The organism is Enterococcus sp. E4-150 (assembly GCF_035726465.1).
Lineage (GTDB): Bacteria > Bacillota > Bacilli > Lactobacillales > Enterococcaceae > Enterococcus_B > Enterococcus_B faecium.
In genome coordinates, this window is the sequence record NZ_JAPRGK010000001.1 from 73,126 (window position 1) to 89,524 (window position 16,399).

At 40.0% G+C, this 16,399-nt stretch carries 29 protein-coding genes; all 29 read left to right on the forward strand.

Translation table 11 applies throughout. The features are described from left to right. Positions 1-37: 37 nt before the first annotated feature. The 29 genes from rplB to truA all read left to right on the forward strand — a co-directional run bounded on the left by rplB (position 38) and on the right by truA (position 15,877). A complete protein-coding gene (gene rplB, locus OZ002_RS00340) occupies positions 38-871 on the forward strand; it encodes a 50S ribosomal protein L2 (protein WP_002290451.1) in 834 nt (277 codons plus the stop codon). A gap of 42 nt (positions 872-913) precedes the next feature. Next, the gene (gene rpsS / locus OZ002_RS00345) at positions 914-1,192 is read left to right on the forward strand and encodes a 30S ribosomal protein S19 (protein WP_002288655.1); all 279 of its coding nucleotides are present in this window, start codon (positions 914-916) and stop codon (positions 1,190-1,192) included. A gap of 22 nt (positions 1,193-1,214) precedes the next feature. Further along, positions 1,215-1,562, forward strand: a complete 348-nt coding sequence (rplV, locus tag OZ002_RS00350) for a 50S ribosomal protein L22 (protein WP_002288657.1) — start codon at positions 1,215-1,217, stop codon at positions 1,560-1,562. 13 nt (positions 1,563-1,575) lie between these two features. Next, positions 1,576-2,232 (forward strand): 30S ribosomal protein S3, encoded by a 657-nt coding sequence (gene rpsC, locus OZ002_RS00355; protein WP_002288659.1) that lies wholly within the window; start codon positions 1,576-1,578, stop codon positions 2,230-2,232. 2 nt (positions 2,233-2,234) lie between these two features. Continuing rightward, positions 2,235-2,669: a 50S ribosomal protein L16 gene (gene rplP / locus OZ002_RS00360; RefSeq protein ID WP_002288661.1), complete on the forward strand. Its 435-nt coding sequence runs from the start codon at positions 2,235-2,237 to the stop codon at positions 2,667-2,669. After that, entirely contained in the window at positions 2,659-2,847 is a 189-nt protein-coding gene (gene rpmC, locus OZ002_RS00365; RefSeq protein WP_002288664.1) for a 50S ribosomal protein L29, read from the forward strand. Before rplP ends, rpmC begins: the two co-directional genes overlap by 11 nt. Positions 2,848-2,871: 24 nt before the next feature. After that, entirely contained in the window at positions 2,872-3,138 is a 267-nt protein-coding gene (gene rpsQ, locus OZ002_RS00370; RefSeq protein WP_002288668.1) for a 30S ribosomal protein S17, read from the forward strand. 57 nt (positions 3,139-3,195) lie between these two features. Then, the gene (rplN, locus tag OZ002_RS00375) at positions 3,196-3,564 is read left to right on the forward strand and encodes a 50S ribosomal protein L14 (RefSeq protein WP_002288669.1); all 369 of its coding nucleotides are present in this window, start codon (positions 3,196-3,198) and stop codon (positions 3,562-3,564) included. A gap of 36 nt (positions 3,565-3,600) precedes the next feature. Continuing rightward, entirely contained in the window at positions 3,601-3,909 is a 309-nt protein-coding gene (gene rplX, locus OZ002_RS00380; protein WP_002288670.1) for a 50S ribosomal protein L24, read from the forward strand. 27 nt (positions 3,910-3,936) lie between these two features. Continuing rightward, complete coding sequence (gene rplE / locus OZ002_RS00385) at positions 3,937-4,476, forward strand: 50S ribosomal protein L5 (RefSeq protein WP_002288671.1); 540 nt, start codon at positions 3,937-3,939, stop codon at positions 4,474-4,476. 18 nt (positions 4,477-4,494) lie between these two features. Beyond that, positions 4,495-4,680 carry a type Z 30S ribosomal protein S14 gene (locus OZ002_RS00390; RefSeq protein ID WP_002288673.1) on the forward strand — a complete coding sequence of 62 codons (186 nt, stop codon included), beginning with the start codon at positions 4,495-4,497 and terminating at the stop codon, positions 4,678-4,680. Between the two features lie 35 nt (positions 4,681-4,715). Beyond that, a complete protein-coding gene (gene rpsH / locus OZ002_RS00395; protein ID WP_002288675.1) occupies positions 4,716-5,114 on the forward strand; it encodes a 30S ribosomal protein S8 in 399 nt (132 codons plus the stop codon). Positions 5,115-5,145: 31 nt separating this feature from the next. Further along, entirely contained in the window at positions 5,146-5,682 is a 537-nt protein-coding gene (gene rplF / locus OZ002_RS00400; RefSeq protein WP_002288677.1) for a 50S ribosomal protein L6, read from the forward strand. Positions 5,683-5,841: 159 nt separating this feature from the next. Next, a complete protein-coding gene (rplR, locus tag OZ002_RS00405; RefSeq protein WP_002288679.1) occupies positions 5,842-6,198 on the forward strand; it encodes a 50S ribosomal protein L18 in 357 nt (118 codons plus the stop codon). Between the two features lie 20 nt (positions 6,199-6,218). After that, positions 6,219-6,719, forward strand: coding sequence for a 30S ribosomal protein S5 (rpsE, locus tag OZ002_RS00410; RefSeq protein ID WP_002288681.1), 501 nt, complete (start codon positions 6,219-6,221; stop codon positions 6,717-6,719). 14 nt (positions 6,720-6,733) lie between these two features. Further along, positions 6,734-6,913, forward strand: coding sequence for a 50S ribosomal protein L30 (gene rpmD / locus OZ002_RS00415; RefSeq protein WP_002288686.1), 180 nt, complete (start codon positions 6,734-6,736; stop codon positions 6,911-6,913). Positions 6,914-6,956: 43 nt separating this feature from the next. Next, positions 6,957-7,397: a 50S ribosomal protein L15 gene (gene rplO, locus OZ002_RS00420; protein WP_002288687.1), complete on the forward strand. Its 441-nt coding sequence runs from the start codon at positions 6,957-6,959 to the stop codon at positions 7,395-7,397. Further along, entirely contained in the window at positions 7,397-8,692 is a 1,296-nt protein-coding gene (gene secY / locus OZ002_RS00425; protein ID WP_002288688.1) for a preprotein translocase subunit SecY, read from the forward strand. The genes rplO and secY overlap by 1 nt, the downstream gene beginning before the upstream one ends. 61 nt (positions 8,693-8,753) lie before the next feature. Then, positions 8,754-9,401 (forward strand): adenylate kinase, encoded by a 648-nt coding sequence (locus tag OZ002_RS00430; protein WP_002288690.1) that lies wholly within the window; start codon positions 8,754-8,756, stop codon positions 9,399-9,401. Between the two features lie 190 nt (positions 9,402-9,591). Further along, positions 9,592-9,810 carry a translation initiation factor IF-1 gene (infA, locus tag OZ002_RS00435; RefSeq protein WP_002288695.1) on the forward strand — a complete coding sequence of 73 codons (219 nt, stop codon included), beginning with the start codon at positions 9,592-9,594 and terminating at the stop codon, positions 9,808-9,810. 32 nt (positions 9,811-9,842) lie between these two features. Beyond that, complete coding sequence (rpmJ, locus tag OZ002_RS00440) at positions 9,843-9,959, forward strand: 50S ribosomal protein L36 (protein ID WP_002288710.1); 117 nt, start codon at positions 9,843-9,845, stop codon at positions 9,957-9,959. A gap of 17 nt (positions 9,960-9,976) precedes the next feature. Then, positions 9,977-10,342: a 30S ribosomal protein S13 gene (gene rpsM / locus OZ002_RS00445; protein WP_002288713.1), complete on the forward strand. Its 366-nt coding sequence runs from the start codon at positions 9,977-9,979 to the stop codon at positions 10,340-10,342. Between the two features lie 27 nt (positions 10,343-10,369). Beyond that, positions 10,370-10,759 (forward strand): 30S ribosomal protein S11, encoded by a 390-nt coding sequence (gene rpsK, locus OZ002_RS00450; protein ID WP_002288714.1) that lies wholly within the window; start codon positions 10,370-10,372, stop codon positions 10,757-10,759. A gap of 79 nt (positions 10,760-10,838) precedes the next feature. Continuing rightward, on the forward strand, positions 10,839-11,777 hold the full coding sequence (locus OZ002_RS00455; RefSeq protein WP_002288715.1) for a DNA-directed RNA polymerase subunit alpha: 939 nt from the start codon (positions 10,839-10,841) through the stop codon (positions 11,775-11,777). A 27-nt stretch (positions 11,778-11,804) separates the two neighbouring features. Further along, positions 11,805-12,185 (forward strand): 50S ribosomal protein L17, encoded by a 381-nt coding sequence (gene rplQ, locus OZ002_RS00460; protein WP_002288716.1) that lies wholly within the window; start codon positions 11,805-11,807, stop codon positions 12,183-12,185. Positions 12,186-12,456: 271 nt separating this feature from the next. Continuing rightward, positions 12,457-13,296 carry an energy-coupling factor ABC transporter ATP-binding protein gene (locus OZ002_RS00465; protein WP_002288720.1) on the forward strand — a complete coding sequence of 280 codons (840 nt, stop codon included), beginning with the start codon at positions 12,457-12,459 and terminating at the stop codon, positions 13,294-13,296. Further along, positions 13,272-14,141 (forward strand): energy-coupling factor ABC transporter ATP-binding protein, encoded by an 870-nt coding sequence (locus OZ002_RS00470; RefSeq protein WP_002288722.1) that lies wholly within the window; start codon positions 13,272-13,274, stop codon positions 14,139-14,141. Before OZ002_RS00465 ends, OZ002_RS00470 begins: the two co-directional genes overlap by 25 nt. Then, positions 14,131-14,928: an energy-coupling factor transporter transmembrane component T family protein gene (locus OZ002_RS00475; protein ID WP_325082725.1), complete on the forward strand. Its 798-nt coding sequence runs from the start codon at positions 14,131-14,133 to the stop codon at positions 14,926-14,928. The genes OZ002_RS00470 and OZ002_RS00475 overlap by 11 nt, the downstream gene beginning before the upstream one ends. A 202-nt stretch (positions 14,929-15,130) precedes the next feature. Continuing rightward, entirely contained in the window at positions 15,131-15,877 is a 747-nt protein-coding gene (gene truA / locus OZ002_RS00480) for a tRNA pseudouridine(38-40) synthase TruA (RefSeq protein WP_002298563.1), read from the forward strand. The last annotated feature ends 522 nt before the right edge of the window (positions 15,878-16,399 follow it).

Genomic DNA, 16,399 nt, shown 5'->3' on the forward strand with positions numbered 1-16,399 from the left:
CACTAATAGATAACTCATTAAATTAGGAGGGAAAAACGTGGCGATTAAAAAGTACAAACCTACCTCAAATGGTCGTCGTAACATGACAGGTTCTGATTTTGCTGAAATCACAACATCAACACCTGAAAAATCATTGTTACAACCATTGAAAAACCATGCTGGACGTAACAACAACGGCCGCATCACTGTACGTCATCAAGGTGGCGGACACAAACGCCAATATCGCGTGATCGACTTCAAACGTAACAAAGATAACGTTGTTGCAACTGTTCAAACGATCGAATATGATCCAAACCGTTCAGCTAACATCGCGTTAGTACACTATGAAGATGGAGTGAAAGCTTACATCTTAGCACCTAAAGGACTAGAAGTGGGTATGAAACTTGTTTCAGGTCCAGAAGCAGATATCAAAGTCGGAAATGCTCTTCCATTAGAAAACATTCCAGTTGGTACTGTTATCCACAACATTGAAATGAAACCTGGTAAAGGTGGACAATTGATCCGTTCTGCTGGTACAAGTGCTCAAGTACTTGGTAAAGAAGGCAAATACGTATTGATCCGCTTGAACTCTGGTGAAGTTCGTATGATCTTAGCTGCATGCCGTGCTACAATCGGTTCTGTAGGTAACGAACAACACGAATTAATCAACATCGGTAAAGCTGGACGCTCTCGTTGGATGCGTAAACGCCCAACTGTACGTGGTAGCGTAATGAACCCTAATGATCACCCACACGGTGGTGGTGAAGGTAAAGCTCCTATCGGACGTAAAGCACCAGTTTCTCCTTGGGGTCAACCAGCTCTTGGTTACAAAACTCGTAACAAAAAAGCTAAATCAGACAAACTTATTGTTCGTCGTCGCAAAAATAAATAATTACTTTGACCATGTGTCGCACATTTTGAGAGGAGGTTCACCATGGGTCGTAGTTTAAAGAAAGGACCTTTTGTCGATGAGCATTTAATGAAAAAAGTTGAAGCTCAAGCAGGGGTTGAAAAGAAAAAAGTTATCAAAACTTGGTCACGCCGTTCAACAGTTTTCCCAAGTTTTGTTGGATATACCATCGCAGTTTATGATGGACGTAAACATGTACCAGTTTACATCCAAGAAGACATGGTAGGACACAAATTAGGTGAATTTGCACCTACAAGAACTTATCGTGGACATGCTGCTGACGATAAGAAAACGAAACGCTAATTTGAGGGGAGGATAAATCCAAATGGCAGAACAAATCACATCAGCTAAAGCAACTGCAAAAACAGTTCGCACTTCACCTCGAAAAGCCCGTTTAGTAATTGACCTTATCAGAGGTAAAAGTGTCGCAGATGCAATTTCAATCTTGAAATTCACACCAAACAAATCTGCTGGAATCATTGAAAAAGTATTGATGTCAGCAGTTGCGAATGCAGAAAATAACTTTGACTTAGATGTTGAAAACTTGGTAGTAAGCGAAGCTTTTGTTAACGAAGGACCTACAATGAAACGTTTCCGTCCTCGTGCAAAAGGATCAGCTTCTCCAATCAACAAACGTACAAGTCATATCACGGTAGTCGTATCAGAAAAATAAGGAGGGATAATCAGTGGGTCAAAAAGTACATCCAATTGGAATGCGTGTAGGCATCATCCGCGACTGGGATGCTAAATGGTATGCTGAAAAAGAGTATGCTGAGTTCTTACACGAAGATTTAAGAATCCGTAAATTTATTTCAACTAAACTTGCTGATGCTGCTGTATCAACAGTTGAAATCGAACGCGCAACAGGTCGCGTAAACATTTCAATTCACACAGCTAAACCAGGTATGGTTATTGGTAAAGGCGGTTCTGAAGTCGAAAGCCTAAGAAAAGAATTAAACAAATTAACTGGTAAAAGAATCCATATCAATATCGTGGAAATCAAAAAACCAGATCTAGATGCAAAATTAGTAGGTGAAGGAATCGCACGTCAATTAGAAAACCGTGTTGCTTTCCGTCGCGCTCAAAAACAAGCCATCCAACGCTCAATGCGTGCTGGCGCTCAAGGGATCAAAACTCAAGTATCTGGGCGTCTAAACGGAGCAGATATCGCTCGTTCAGAAGGATACTCAGAAGGAACTGTTCCTCTTCATACTTTACGTGCGGACATTGATTACGCATGGGAAGAAGCAGATACAACATACGGAAAACTAGGAGTTAAAGTGTGGATCTATCGTGGAGAAATTCTTCCAACTAAAAAAAACACTGAGAAAGGAGGGAAATAATCATGTTAGTACCTAAACGTGTAAAACACCGTCGTGAATTCCGCGGAAAAATGCGCGGGGAAGCTAAAGGCGGAAAAGAAGTAGCATTCGGTGAATACGGTTTGCAAGCTGTTGATTCACATTGGATCACAAACCGCCAAATCGAAGCTGCTCGTATCGCAATGACTCGTTACATGAAACGTGGTGGGAAAGTATGGATTAAAATTTTCCCTCACAAATCTTATACTGCCAAAGCAATTGGGGTACGTATGGGTTCTGGTAAAGGGGCACCTGAAGGATGGGTTGCACCAGTAAAACGTGGTAAAATCATGTTTGAAATCGCAGGCGTTCCTGAAGAAGTAGCTCGTGAAGCGTTACGTCTAGCTTCTCACAAATTACCAATGAAAACTAAGATCGTAAAACGTGAGGAAATGGGTGGTGAATCGAATGAAGGTTAAAGAAATCAGAGAATTAACCACTGCCGAAATGCTTGATCAAGAAAAACAATTAAAAGAAGAATTGTTTAATCTTAGATTCCAATTAGCAACAGGTCAATTAGAAAACACTGCACGTATTAAAGAAGTACGTAAATCGATTGCACGCATCAAAACTGTGTTGCGTGAACAAGCTAAGTAATTATGGAAGGAGGCCATTAAGCGTATGACTGAAGGAAGAAATCAACGCAAAGTTTATCAAGGTCGCGTGGTTTCAGACAAAATGGATAAAACAATTACCGTTGCTGTCGAAACAAAGAAAAACCACCCTATCTATGGCAAACGCATGAACTATTCTAAGAAATACAAAGTGCATGATGAAAACAACACAGCAAAAGTTGGCGACATCGTGAGAATTATGGAAACTCGTCCATTATCAGCTACAAAACGTTTCCGTTTGTTGGAAGTAGTCGAAGAAGCAGTTATTATCTAATAACACGAGATTTTCCTATATAGATTGAATGCAAAATCTGAAAGGAGGATACACAACGTGATCCAAGCAGAAAGTCGTTTAAAAGTCGCTGATAACTCAGGCGCACGTGAAATTTTGACGATCAAAGTCCTTGGTGGATCTGGTCGTAAAACTGCTAACATCGGTGATGTGATCGTTGCTACGGTTAAACAAGCAACGCCAGGTGGGGTTGTCAAAAAAGGTGACGTCGTTAAAGCCGTTATCGTTCGAACAAAATCAGGAGCTCGTCGTACAGACGGTTCATATATTAAATTTGATGAAAATGCTGCAGTGATTATTCGTGATGATAAAAGCCCTCGTGGAACACGTATCTTTGGGCCAGTTGCACGTGAACTACGTGAAAACAACTTCATGAAGATCGTTTCACTAGCACCAGAAGTTTTATAATCTTGAGACACTTATCAAAGGAGGTGCGAAACAGTTATGTTTGTTAAAAAAGGCGATAAAGTTAAAGTTATCACTGGAAAAGACAAAAACAAAGAAGGCGTTGTACTAGCAGCGTTCCCGAAAAAAGATAAAGTTATTGTCGAAGGTGTAAATGTCGTTAAAAAACACCAAAAACCTTCTCAAGCTGCTCCTCAAGGTGGAATTGTTGAGATGGAAGCGCCAATTCATGTTTCTAACGTGATGGTGGTTGACTCTACTGGTGTAGCTGGCCGAGTTGGCTACAAAGAAGTAGACGGCAAAAAAGTCCGTGTTTCTAAAAAAACCGGTGAAGTTTTAGATAAATAAAAGTTTAAGGAAGGAGGGTCTTACTGAATGAACCGCCTAAAAGAAAAATATCTTAAAGAAGTAACTCCATCATTGATGGAAAAATTTAACTATAGCTCTGTTATGCAAACACCTAAAGTTGAAAAAATCGTCATCAACATGGGTGTTGGTGATGCGGTATCAAACGCTAAAAACTTAGATAAAGCAGTTGAAGAATTAACTTTGATCACTGGTCAAAAACCAATGATTACAAAAGCTAAAAAATCAATCGCTGGATTCCGTTTACGTGAAGGAATGCCAATTGGTGCAAAAGTTACATTGCGCGGAGAAAGAATGTACGAATTCTTAGACAAATTGGTTTCTGTTTCACTACCACGTGTACGTGACTTCCATGGTGTAAGTAAAAAAGCCTTTGACGGTCGTGGAAACTATACTTTAGGTATTAAAGAACAATTGATCTTCCCAGAAGTAGATTATGATTTAGTAGATAAAGTACGTGGTATGGACATCGTTATTGTAACAACAGCAAACTCTGATGAAGAATCTCGTGAGTTGTTGACACAATTAGGCATGCCATTCCAAAAATAATTAAAGGAGGCGAACTACGTGGCTAAAAAATCAATGATTGCTAAAAACAAACGTCCTGCAAAATTTTCAACACAAGCTTATACTCGTTGCGAACGTTGCGGACGTCCACATTCAGTTTATCGTAAGTTCCATCTTTGCCGTATTTGCTTCCGCGAACTTGCCTATAAAGGTCAAATTCCCGGCGTGAAGAAAGCTAGCTGGTAAAAAGTAAATTCGCATAAGAAGGAGGTAAAAGATCAATGGTCATGACAGATCCAATTGCAGATTTTCTAACTCGTATCCGTAACGCAAACATGGTTAAACATGAGTCTTTAGAAGTACCTGCATCAAAAATTAAACGTGACATCGCTGAAATCTTGAAACGTGAAGGTTTCGTTCGTGATGTTGAATACATCGAAGATGACAAACAAGGCGTGATCCGTGTTTTCCTAAAATTTGGTAAAAACGGCGAACGTGTTATCACAAACTTAAAACGTATCTCTAAACCAGGTTTGCGTGCTTATGTCAAAGCTGACGAAGTACCAAAAGTATTGAACGGTTTAGGTATCGCAATCATTTCGACTTCTGAAGGTGTTGTCACTGATAAAGAAGCTCGTGAAAAAAATATCGGCGGCGAAGTTATCGCTTACGTATGGTAATCAAGTAGAATCTACAAGGAGGTGTCTTTAAGTGAGCCGTATCGGAAATAAAGTCGTTGTTATCCCTGAAGGAGTAACAGTTACTCAAGACGGAAACAACGTTACAGTTAAAGGACCAAAAGGTGAATTGACTCGTACTTTTTCAGCAGATATCAAAATGAATATCGAAGGAAACGAAGTAACTTTCACTCGTCCAAACGACAGTAAAGAAATGAAAACAATTCATGGAACAACTCGTGCGAACTTCAACAACATGGTTGTAGGTGTCAGCGAAGGTTTCCAAAAAGCGTTAGAACTAATCGGGGTTGGGTACCGTGCACAATTACAAGGATCAAAACTTGTATTGAACGTTGGTTACTCACATCCAGTAGAAATCACACCACCAGCTGGAGTAACTGTTGAAGTACCAGCTAACACACAAGTAATTGTTAAAGGTGCGAACAAAGAAGAAGTTGGCGAATTAGCTGCAAACATTCGTGGAACTCGTCCTCCAGAACCTTATAAAGGTAAAGGTATTCGTTATGTTGGCGAATATGTACGCCGTAAAGAAGGTAAAACTGGTAAATAATCGTTTAGAAAAATTGCATAGAAGCCAGCAGCAGGAAAAAGGCATTTGGCTGAAGTTTACCTTCAAAAAAATACATTTTTACTTGTGCCGCAGCTTCTATTTTTCGAAACGTATTTACTGCTTGAAATAGTAGTACAATAAAATAAAGAGGTGACAATTGTGATTACAAAACCAGATAAGAACAAAACACGTCAAAAGAGACATCGTCGTGTACGTAACAATATCTCTGGTACTGCTGAGCGCCCACGCTTGAACGTTTTTCGTTCTAACAAAAACATCTACGCTCAAATTATTGATGACGTAGCGGGTGTAACGCTAGCAAGTGCCTCTACCTTGGATAAAGAAATTTCAGGTGGAACAAAAACAGAAGCAGCACAAGCTGTCGGTAAACTAGTTGCTGAACGTGCAGCTGAAAAAGGCATTAAAGTAGTAGTCTTTGACCGTGGTGGATACCTTTACCATGGCCGTGTGCAAGCTTTAGCTGAAGCTGCTCGCGAAAATGGACTAGAATTTTAGAAGAAGGAGGAATACCATTCATGGTTTATATCGATCCAAAACATTTGGAATTAGAAGACCGCGTTGTTGCAATTAACCGTGTAACAAAAGTTGTTAAAGGTGGACGTCGTCTACGTTTTGCTGCTTTAGTTGTTGTCGGTGACAAAAACGGACACGTAGGATTTGGTACAGGTAAAGCTCAAGAAGTTCCTGAAGCAATCCGTAAAGCAATTGAAGATGCGAAGAAAAACTTAGTTGAAGTACCTATGGTTGGTTCAACAATCCCACACGAAGTAATCGGTGCTTTTAGTGGTGGTAGAATCCTAATGAAACCTGCTGTAGAAGGTTCTGGGGTTGCTGCTGGTGGACCAGTTCGTGCCGTATTAGAATTAGCTGGGGTAGCAGATATCACTTCTAAATCTTTAGGCTCAAATACACCAATCAACGTTGTTCGCGCAACAGTTGAAGGTTTGAAACAATTGAAACGTGCAGAAGAAGTTGCAGAACTTCGCGGCAAATCAGTTGAAGAATTAATCGGATAAGGAGGACAACAATAATGGCTGAATTAAAAGTTACTTTAAAACGCAGTATTATCGGACGTCCTCAAAACCAACGCGATACAGTTAAAGCGTTAGGTCTTACAAAGATTAACAGTTCAGTGGTTAAGCCTTCTAATGAAGCAATTAAAGGCATGATCAATACTGTTTCTCACCTAGTGGACGTTGAAGAAATTTAATTTAGAAAAATCATAACTAGAACATTAAGGAGGTGCCAAACCTATGAAACTTCATGAATTAAAACCTGCTGAAGGTTCACGCCAAGTACGTAACCGTGTTGGTCGTGGTACTTCATCTGGTAACGGAAAAACTGCCGGACGCGGACAAAAAGGACAAAAAGCTCGTTCAGGCGGCGGTGTGCGTTTAGGATTTGAAGGGGGACAAACACCATTGTTCCGTCGTTTACCAAAACGAGGATTCACAAACGTGAACCGTAAAGACTATGCAGTCATTAATCTTGATGTATTGAACCGCTTTGAAGACGGAGCTGAAGTAACTCCTGTTGCTTTAGTTGAAGCTGGAATCGTGAAAAACGAAAAAGCTGGAATCAAAGTATTAGCTAATGGGGAACTAAACAAGAAATTAACTGTGAAAGCAGCAAAATTCTCTAAAGCAGCTCAAGAAGCAATTGAAGCGGCTGGTGGATCAATCGAGGTGATCTAATGTTTAGACTATTAAAAGATGCTTTTAAAGTAAAAGACATTAGATCGAAAATCCTATTTACTGTATTTGTGTTGTTTGTATTTCGCCTAGGTGCACATATTACTGTACCAGGCGTAAATGCTGCTTCATTGCAAAACCTTTCTTCTTTGCCATTTTTCAACATGTTGAACTTGGTAAGTGGTAGTGCGATGCAAAACTTTTCCATTTTCTCAATGGGGGTTTCACCATACATTACTGCTTCTATCGTCATTCAGCTTCTTCAAATGGACATCGTGCCTCGATTTGTTGAATGGTCGAAACAAGGGGAAGTTGGTCGTAAAAAACTGAATCAAGCGACTCGATATCTGACATTAGTATTGGCATTTATCCAATCTGTCGGTATCACTGCTGGATTCAATCAATACGCTCAATTAGGTTTCGTGAATAATCCTAACGTAGCAACTTACGTAACGATCGGTTTGATTCTAACAGCCGGTACGATGTTTGTTACTTGGCTAGGAGAACAGATCACAGAAAAAGGTATCGGAAATGGCGTATCAATGATCATTTTTGCAGGTATCATTTCTAGATTGCCTGAAAGTATCAGAGAAATTTATGAAGATTACTTTATAAATATTGATCCTTCAGACATATGGAAATCTGCTATTTTTGTGGCCATTTTACTAGTAGCGGTCTTGTTGATCGTGACATTCGTAACATTTTTCCAACAAGCTGAACGCAAGATCCCGATCCAATATACGAAACGCGTAGCTGGCGCGCCTACAAGCAGCTATCTGCCGTTGAAAGTAAATGCAGCTGGAGTTATTCCAGTTATCTTTGCTAGTTCGTTTATTGCTACGCCAAATGCTGTTTTACAAGCATTGAGCGGTAGATTCGGTTCTGAAAACTGGTACAAAGTGATGATGGAGATCTTTAACTATAATACAGCACCTGGTGCTACGATTTATACGATTCTGATCGTTGCCTTCACTTTCTTCTACGCCTTTGTTCAAGTAAACCCTGAGAAATTAGCGGAAAATTTGCAAAAGCAAGGAAGTTATATACCAAGCGTACGCCCTGGTAAGGGGACTGAAGAGTATGTCTCAAGATTACTGATGCGTTTAAGTACAGTTGGTGCAGTCTTCCTTGGTTTAGTGGCATTGCTTCCAATCATTGCTCAAATGGTTTGGGATCTTCCACAATCAATCGGATTAGGCGGTACAAGCTTACTGATCGTTATCGGTGTAGCTTTAGAAACTGCGAAACAGTTAGAAGGCTTAATGCTGAAACGTAAATATGTTGGATTCATTGAGTAAGAAAGCGTGTTGAGGTTTCCCCTCAACACACGTTCTCACACATTTATTAGGAGGGAAAACAATGAACCTCATTTTAATGGGGCTGCCAGGCGCAGGTAAAGGAACACAAGCTGAAAAAATCATTGATGCTTATGGTATTCCGCACATCTCAACAGGAGATATGTTCCGCGCAGCGATGCAAAACGAAACAGCTCTTGGCCTGGAAGCAAAGTCTTATATGGATAAAGGTGCATTAGTTCCTGATGAAGTAACAAATGGAATCGTGAAAGAGCGACTAGCTGAACCAGATACAGAGAAAGGCTTCTTATTAGATGGCTTTCCACGTACGCTAGATCAAGCAAAAGCTCTGGACGCAATGCTAAAAGATTTGAATAAAAAAATTGATGCTGTCATCGATATCCATGTTGGTGAAGAAATCTTGGTCGAACGTCTAGCCGGCCGATTTATCTGCAGCAATTGTGGAGCAACTTACCATAAAATTTTCAACCCTACAAAAGTTGAAGACACATGTGATCGTTGCGGTGGGCATGAATTCTATCAAAGAGAAGATGATAAACCTGAGACGGTTAAAAATCGTCTGGCTATCAACATCAAAAATAGTGAACCAATCTTGGCTTATTATAAAGAACAAGGTTTGCTAAACACTATTGATGGTGCTCGTGAAATCGATGCTGTATTTGCAGATGTACAAAAAATCATTGAAAAATAGCACGATTGCCCGTAGCCGACTTGCATTATGCAGTTACTCTTGTCAAGTTCAATAAATTATGATAGAATATGTCAGTCCGACTTCTAGAGAATCCTCTAGATGATCCATTTTGAGAATTTTGAGGTGGGAACTGCAGTTTCCGCCATTTTATCGTGTGAAAATGCGAAACAAGTACAAGGAGGTACTGTGCGTGGCAAAAGAAGATATGATTGAAGTCGAAGGTACAGTCGTCGAAACTTTGCCGAATGCAATGTTTAAAGTTGAACTAGAAAACGGACACCAAGTTCTTGCTACTGTTTCAGGTAAAATTCGTATGCATTACATCCGTATCTTACCTGGTGACAAAGTAACGGTTGAATTGTCTCCATACGATCTTAACCGTGGCCGTATTACTTATCGCTTTAAATAATTGTACTCCGTAAAACTACAGGAGGTATTATCATGAAAGTAAGACCATCAGTAAAACCAATGTGCGAACATTGTAAAGTAATTCGTCGTAAAGGACGCGTTATGGTGATTTGCCCAGCAAATCCAAAACATAAACAACGTCAAGGATAATTGGAGGTGCTATAAATATGGCTCGTATTGCAGGAGTAGATATTCCTCGTGATAAACGTGTAGTAGTTTCACTTACTTATATCTATGGTATTGGTAACACTACTGCTAAAAAGATCTTAGCTGATGCTGGTGTATCTGAAGATGTTCGCGTTCGTGAATTAACGAATGAACAAACAGATGCTATCCGTGCAGAAGTAGATAAATTAAAAGTTGAAGGGGATCTTCGTCGTGAAGTGAACTTGAACATCAAACGTTTGATGGAAATCGGTTCTTACCGTGGAATCCGTCATCGCCGTGGATTGCCTGTTCGTGGACAAAACACGAAAAACAATGCACGTACTCGTAAAGGCCCAGCTCGCGCTATCGCTGGCAAGAAAAAATAATTCTTAAGTGAAGGAGGTTAAAACTTCATGGCAGCAAAAAAAGTGAATCGTAAACGCCGTGTGAAGAAGAATATAGAAGCAGGTATTGCACATATCCATTCTACATTCAATAACACTATCATCATGATCACTGATACTCACGGAAATGCATTAGCGTGGTCATCAGCTGGTTCATTAGGTTTCAAAGGAAGCAAAAAATCAACTCCTTTTGCCGCTCAAATGGCAGCAGAAACTGCTACAAAAGCAGCAATGGAACACGGATTAAAGACTGTTGAAGTAACAGTTAAAGGACCTGGTTCTGGACGTGAAGCAGCAATTCGTTCATTACAAGCTACAGGTTTAGAAGTGACTGCAATTCGTGACGTGACTCCAGTTCCTCATAATGGTGCCCGCCCTCCAAAACGCCGTCGTGTTTAATGAGTGCCGCTCATTTTGAGTTTTATCAGTAACGTCATTGAACAAGACACTTTTCGTTTTGAAAGGGGTAAAGATAAGAATGATTGAGTTCGAAAAACCAAGAATCGCAAAAATTGATGAAGAAAAAGATTATGGCAAGTTCATCGTTGAACCTCTTGAAAGAGGGTATGGGACTACTTTAGGGAATTCCCTACGTCGTATTTTATTATCTTCTTTGCCAGGTGCTGCCATCACTAATATTCAAATCGATGGTGTACTGCATGAATTCTCTACCATCAAAGGTGTTAGAGAAGACGTCACTCAAATCATCTTGAACATTAAAGGCTTAGCGCTGAAAATGTATGGCCAAGAAGAAAAAACCCTTGAAATCGATATTACCGGACCTGCTACAGTAACTGCTGGCGATATTATCGTTGATAGTGATGTAGAAATTCTTAACAAAGATATGTACATCTGTAGTGTCTCTGAAGGAGCTACGTTCCATGCTCGCTTAACAGTGAAACCTGGACGTGGTTATGTTCAAGCAGATGAAAATAAAAAAGAAGATATGCCAATTGGCGTTCTTCCAGTCGATTCAATCTACACACCTGTTCGTCGTGTGAACTATCAAGTTGAGAACACACGTGTTGGACACCGTGAAGATTTTGATAAATTGACGATGGAGATTTGGACAGATGGTTCAATTGAACCGTTGGAAGCAATGAGTTTGTCTGCGAAAATCATGACTGAACATTTGGATATTTTTGTGAACTTAACTGATGAAGCAAAAAATGCTGAAATCATGGTCGAAAAAGAAGAAACACAAAAAGAAAAAATGTTGGAAATGACGATCGAAGAGTTAGACTTGTCTGTTCGCTCTTACAATTGTTTGAAACGTGCAGGAATCAATACTGTACAAGAACTTACAAATAAATCTGAGCCTGAAATGATCAAAGTCCGTAACTTAGGACGTAAATCATTAGAAGAAGTTAAAGCAAAATTGCACGACTTAGGTTTAGGTTTACGTAAAGAAGATTAAAACCTTTTACGAAGGAGGGAAACCAACGTGAGTTATCGTAAACTAGGACGCACATCTAGCCAACGTAAAGCGATGTTGCGTGATTTAACAACTGATTTATTAATCAACGAACGTATTGTGACTACTGAAGCTCGTGCGAAAGAAGTTCGCTCAACTGCAGAAAAAATGATCACTTTAGGTAAACGCGGAGATTTGCATGCACGTCGTCAAGCTGCGGCTTTCGTACGTAATGAAGTTGCCAGCGTGCGTGAAGAAAATGAGGACATCGTCATTGAATCAGCTTTACAAAAACTGTTCAACGATATTGCACCTCGTTACGCAGAACGTCAAGGCGGATACACACGCATTTTGAAGACAGAACCAAGACGCGGTGATGGTGCACCAATGGTTGTCTTAGAACTTGTCTAAAATCACACTAATAACATCACTTTATAGATGATTCTTTTAGAGTGTTATGATGTTGGAAGATATTTTTCCGAGTCTAGCTCAGCGCTGCTCCTCAAGCGAATATCGCTTGGGGAGTAAGCACTCATCATAAAGTGTTTTTTTATACCTTTAATTACCTGTCATGACAGATATGTTTGAAGGCATAAAAAAACATTTTAAGCGAGAAATAATTGAAAATTTTGTCTTTTTTTGATAGTGTTAGTAGGAACTTTAGGATGAAGAAGGAGTAATCATGGAGCCAATTATTGAATTAGAAAAGATAAATTATAAATACCAGCCAGATGATCTTCGCCCCGCATTGAAAGATGTCTCCTTTACAATTGATAAAGGTGAGTGGATCGCTATTATTGGACACAATGGTTCAGGAAAATCGACACTTGCCAAAACGATCAATGGATTGCTTCTGCCAGAATCAGGGATCGTGAAAGTGGGAAATCAAATATTGGATGAAGAAAATATTTGGACGATCCGACAGATGGTTGGAATGGTTTTTCAAAATCCAGACAATCAGTTTGTTGGTTCGACAGTAGAAGATGACGTTGCTTTTGGTCTTGAAAATCAAGGGATTCCCAGAGAAGAAATGCTAGTGCGTGTGAAAGATGCACTTGAGAAAGTTAGAATGGCTGAGTTTGCTTCACGCGAGCCTGCTCGTTTATCAGGAGGGCAAAAACAACGTGTTGCCATTGCCGGCGTGGTTGCCTTACGACCTGATATCATTATTTTAGATGAAGCAACCAGTATGCTAGATCCAGAAGGTCGTGAAGAAGTGATCTCTACGATCAAGAAGATCAAAGAAGAAAGTCAATTGACCGTTATATCTATCACTCATGATATTGATGAAGCAGCTAATGCCAATCGGATACTAGTGATGAGACAAGGAGAACTTGTCCGCGAAGGTACACCAAAAGAAATTTTTTCTGCTGGTCCTGAACTGATCGACTTAGGTCTGGATCTACCATTTCCTGAAAAACTGAAGAGCGCACTGAAAGAACGTGGGGTTGATGTGCCAAGTGAATATATGACAGAAGAAAGGATGGTGGATTGGTTATGGACATCCGTTTTGAACAAGTAGACTTCACTTATCAGCCGAATACACCATTTGAACAAAGAGCCTTATTTGACATCAATATGACGATCAAAGAAAACAGTTATACTGCATTAGTAGGGCATACCGGAAGCGGGAAATCAACCTTACTTCAGCATTTGAATGCGCTTGTTAAGCCAACAAGCGGTACAGTCCATATTGGAGAACGAGATATTCAGCCGGATACGGATAATAAGAATTTAAAGCCCATCCGAAAAAAAGTTGGTATCGTCTTTCAGTTTCCAGAAGCACAGCTATTCGAAGAAACGGTAGCAAAAGACATTGCTTTCGGTCCTAAAAACTTTGGTGTCAGCGAAGAAGAAGCACTAGTCCTAGCAAAAGAAACATTAGAACAAGTTGGGCTGGATGAAAGCTATTTGGAACGTTCGCCATTTGAACTTTCAGGAGGGCAAATGCGTAGAGTAGCAATCGCTGGTGTGCTTGCCATGAGGCCGGAAGTACTTGTATTGGATGAACCAACGGCAGGACTTGATCCCCAGGGTAGAAAAGAAATGATGGAGATGTTTTGGCGTCTTCATAAGGAACAACAGATCACTATTGTATTAGTTACGCATTTAATGGATGATGTAGCCAATTTTGCAGATTATGTCTATGTGCTGGAAAAGGGACGAATCGTTAATAGCGGGGAGCCGCAAGAGGTCTTTCAAAACATTGAATGGCTAAAAGAAAAACAACTAGGCGTACCTACTGCCACCGAGTTTGCAGAAGAATTAATGGCTAAAGGGATGAACTTTGCTACCTTGCCTTTGACAGCTGAAGAATTAGCAGACGCTATCGTCCATTATGCTGGAGGAAATGCCCATGATGAATAAATTGATATTTGGTCGTTATATGCCTGGAGATTCCTTGATCCATCGATTGGATCCCCGAGCTAAATTATTAGCCAGTTTTTATTTTATCGGAATCATTTTTTTAGCAAATAATTGGGAAACGTACCTTTTGTTGGCATTTTTCACATTACTTTCTGTCTTCTTGTCAAAAGTAGATTTGAAATTTTTTATCCGAGGCATTCGCCCATTGATCTGGCTAATCCTCTTCACTGTAGCTTTGCAGGTCTTGTTTACAAGTGGCGGAGAAACTTATTGGAGTTGGGGTGTTTTCCATATCACTGAATTTGGTGTGATGAACGGCCTCTTTATTTTCTGTCGATTCGTGTTGATCATTTTTATGTCGACTCTACTCACGCTTACTACACCGCCTTTGGAATTATCGGATGCGATTGAGTACTTGCTTCGTCCATTGAAAGCCGTACGGTTCCCAGTCCACGAAATTTCATTGATGCTGTCGATTGCTCTTCGTTTTGTGCCTACATTGATGGACGAAACAGAAAAGATCATGAACGCTCAGCGCGCTCGCGGTGTTGATTTTGGTGAAGGAAACCTAGTTCAGAAAATGAAAGCAGTCATTCCTTTGCTGATTCCTTTATTTGTCAGCAGCTTCAACCGTGCGGAAGATCTTGCGACTGCTATGGAAGCAAGAGGCTACAAAGGTGGGGAAGGAAGAACGAAATATCGTGTATTGCATTGGCATAATAGAGACACGATGGTTATCATTGCTTTTGTATTATTAACTGCGCTACTGATCTTTTTAAGAGGATAAACGTTCAGTGGGCCGCTATCTATTCTTTTCTTGCTGATCTGTTTGCAAGAAAGGATGCGAGCAGTGTATGACAAGAAATATTAGGGTCTGTGGCAGACTAAGGTCACAGGCCTCTTTCTTTTATCTGAAAAGAAAGAACGAAAAAATTTTATAGAAAAATCATTATTCCAGATAACCTTTTAGGAACAAAGGAGAGAAAAACATGGTACGTTACAAAGCAATCATTGCGTACGACGGAACAAATTTTAATGGATTCCAAAAACAGCCAAATGGGCGTACTGTTCAAGAAGAAGTAGAAAAAACATTACAAAAAATGGCAAATGGAAAAGAAATCACGGTTTTTGGTTCGGGAAGGACAGATGCCGGAGTACATGCGATCGGGCAAGTAATCCATTTTGATTATCCAGAGGAGCGTCCGTTAGAACGAATGCGTTTCGCGCTAGATACCCAGTCACCAGAGGATATTGCTGTAAGACAAGTAGAAATTGTTTCAGAAGACTTCCACGCAAGATATTTGGTCAAAGAAAAGACGTATCAATTTCGAGTGGATATAGGGAAACCACGCAGTCCTTTTCGACGCCATTATGCAAGTTATTTTCCTTACCCTCTTGATTTGGAAAAAATTCAGCGGGCACTTCCTGATTTATTAGGGACTCACGATTTCACCTCTTTTTGTGCATCAGGAAGCTCGATAGAGGATAAAGTACGTACGATCTACGAGGCTAAGATGGAGGTAAATGAAACAAAAGACGAATTGTTGTTTACATTTAGGGGAAATGGCTTCTTGTATAAGATGATACGGATCTTAGTAGGAACGCTTTTGAAAATTGGCAATGGCCGATTGCCTGAAGATAGTATCCCAGATATTATTGCGAAAAAAGATCGTAATGCAGCAGGACCTACAGCACACCCTGAAGGACTTTATTTGTATGAAGTGAAATATGAATAAGAGGTTATGATAGAAGTGGTCAGTTTCAAGAAATAAGAAGGAATTTACGAAAATTACTTCTCAAAATTTTGCAAAATTTCGGCTTATTTTCGAAGGAGCTACTTCTGGAACACCGTGAATAAGAGGTTGTGAAAAAGCTGCCCTGCATCAAGCAATAAACCCAGCCAAACAAAAATAGCTTCTCATATTTTTCGTTTGATTGGGCGTATTACCGCAGATGCAAGCTTTTGAACACCGTTTAAGGAAGAGGTCGTGAAATCAGCGTTTTGACCTGAGTATTAGAGAAACAAACGGGAAAATAGCTCCTCATATTTTGCCGTTTGTTGAGCTAATACCGAAGGTCAGCTGATTGAACACCGTTTAAGAAAGAGGTCGTGAGCCTGTCATTTAACTCTGAGTCACAAGGAGCAATTTCAAAAAACAGCTTCTCATCTTTGATGAATATCGTGACTTGTGGACGAGGCGTTGATAAGTGAATCATCTTTTTGTTACCTATTTTTTCTGTAACCAAAAAACGATGGA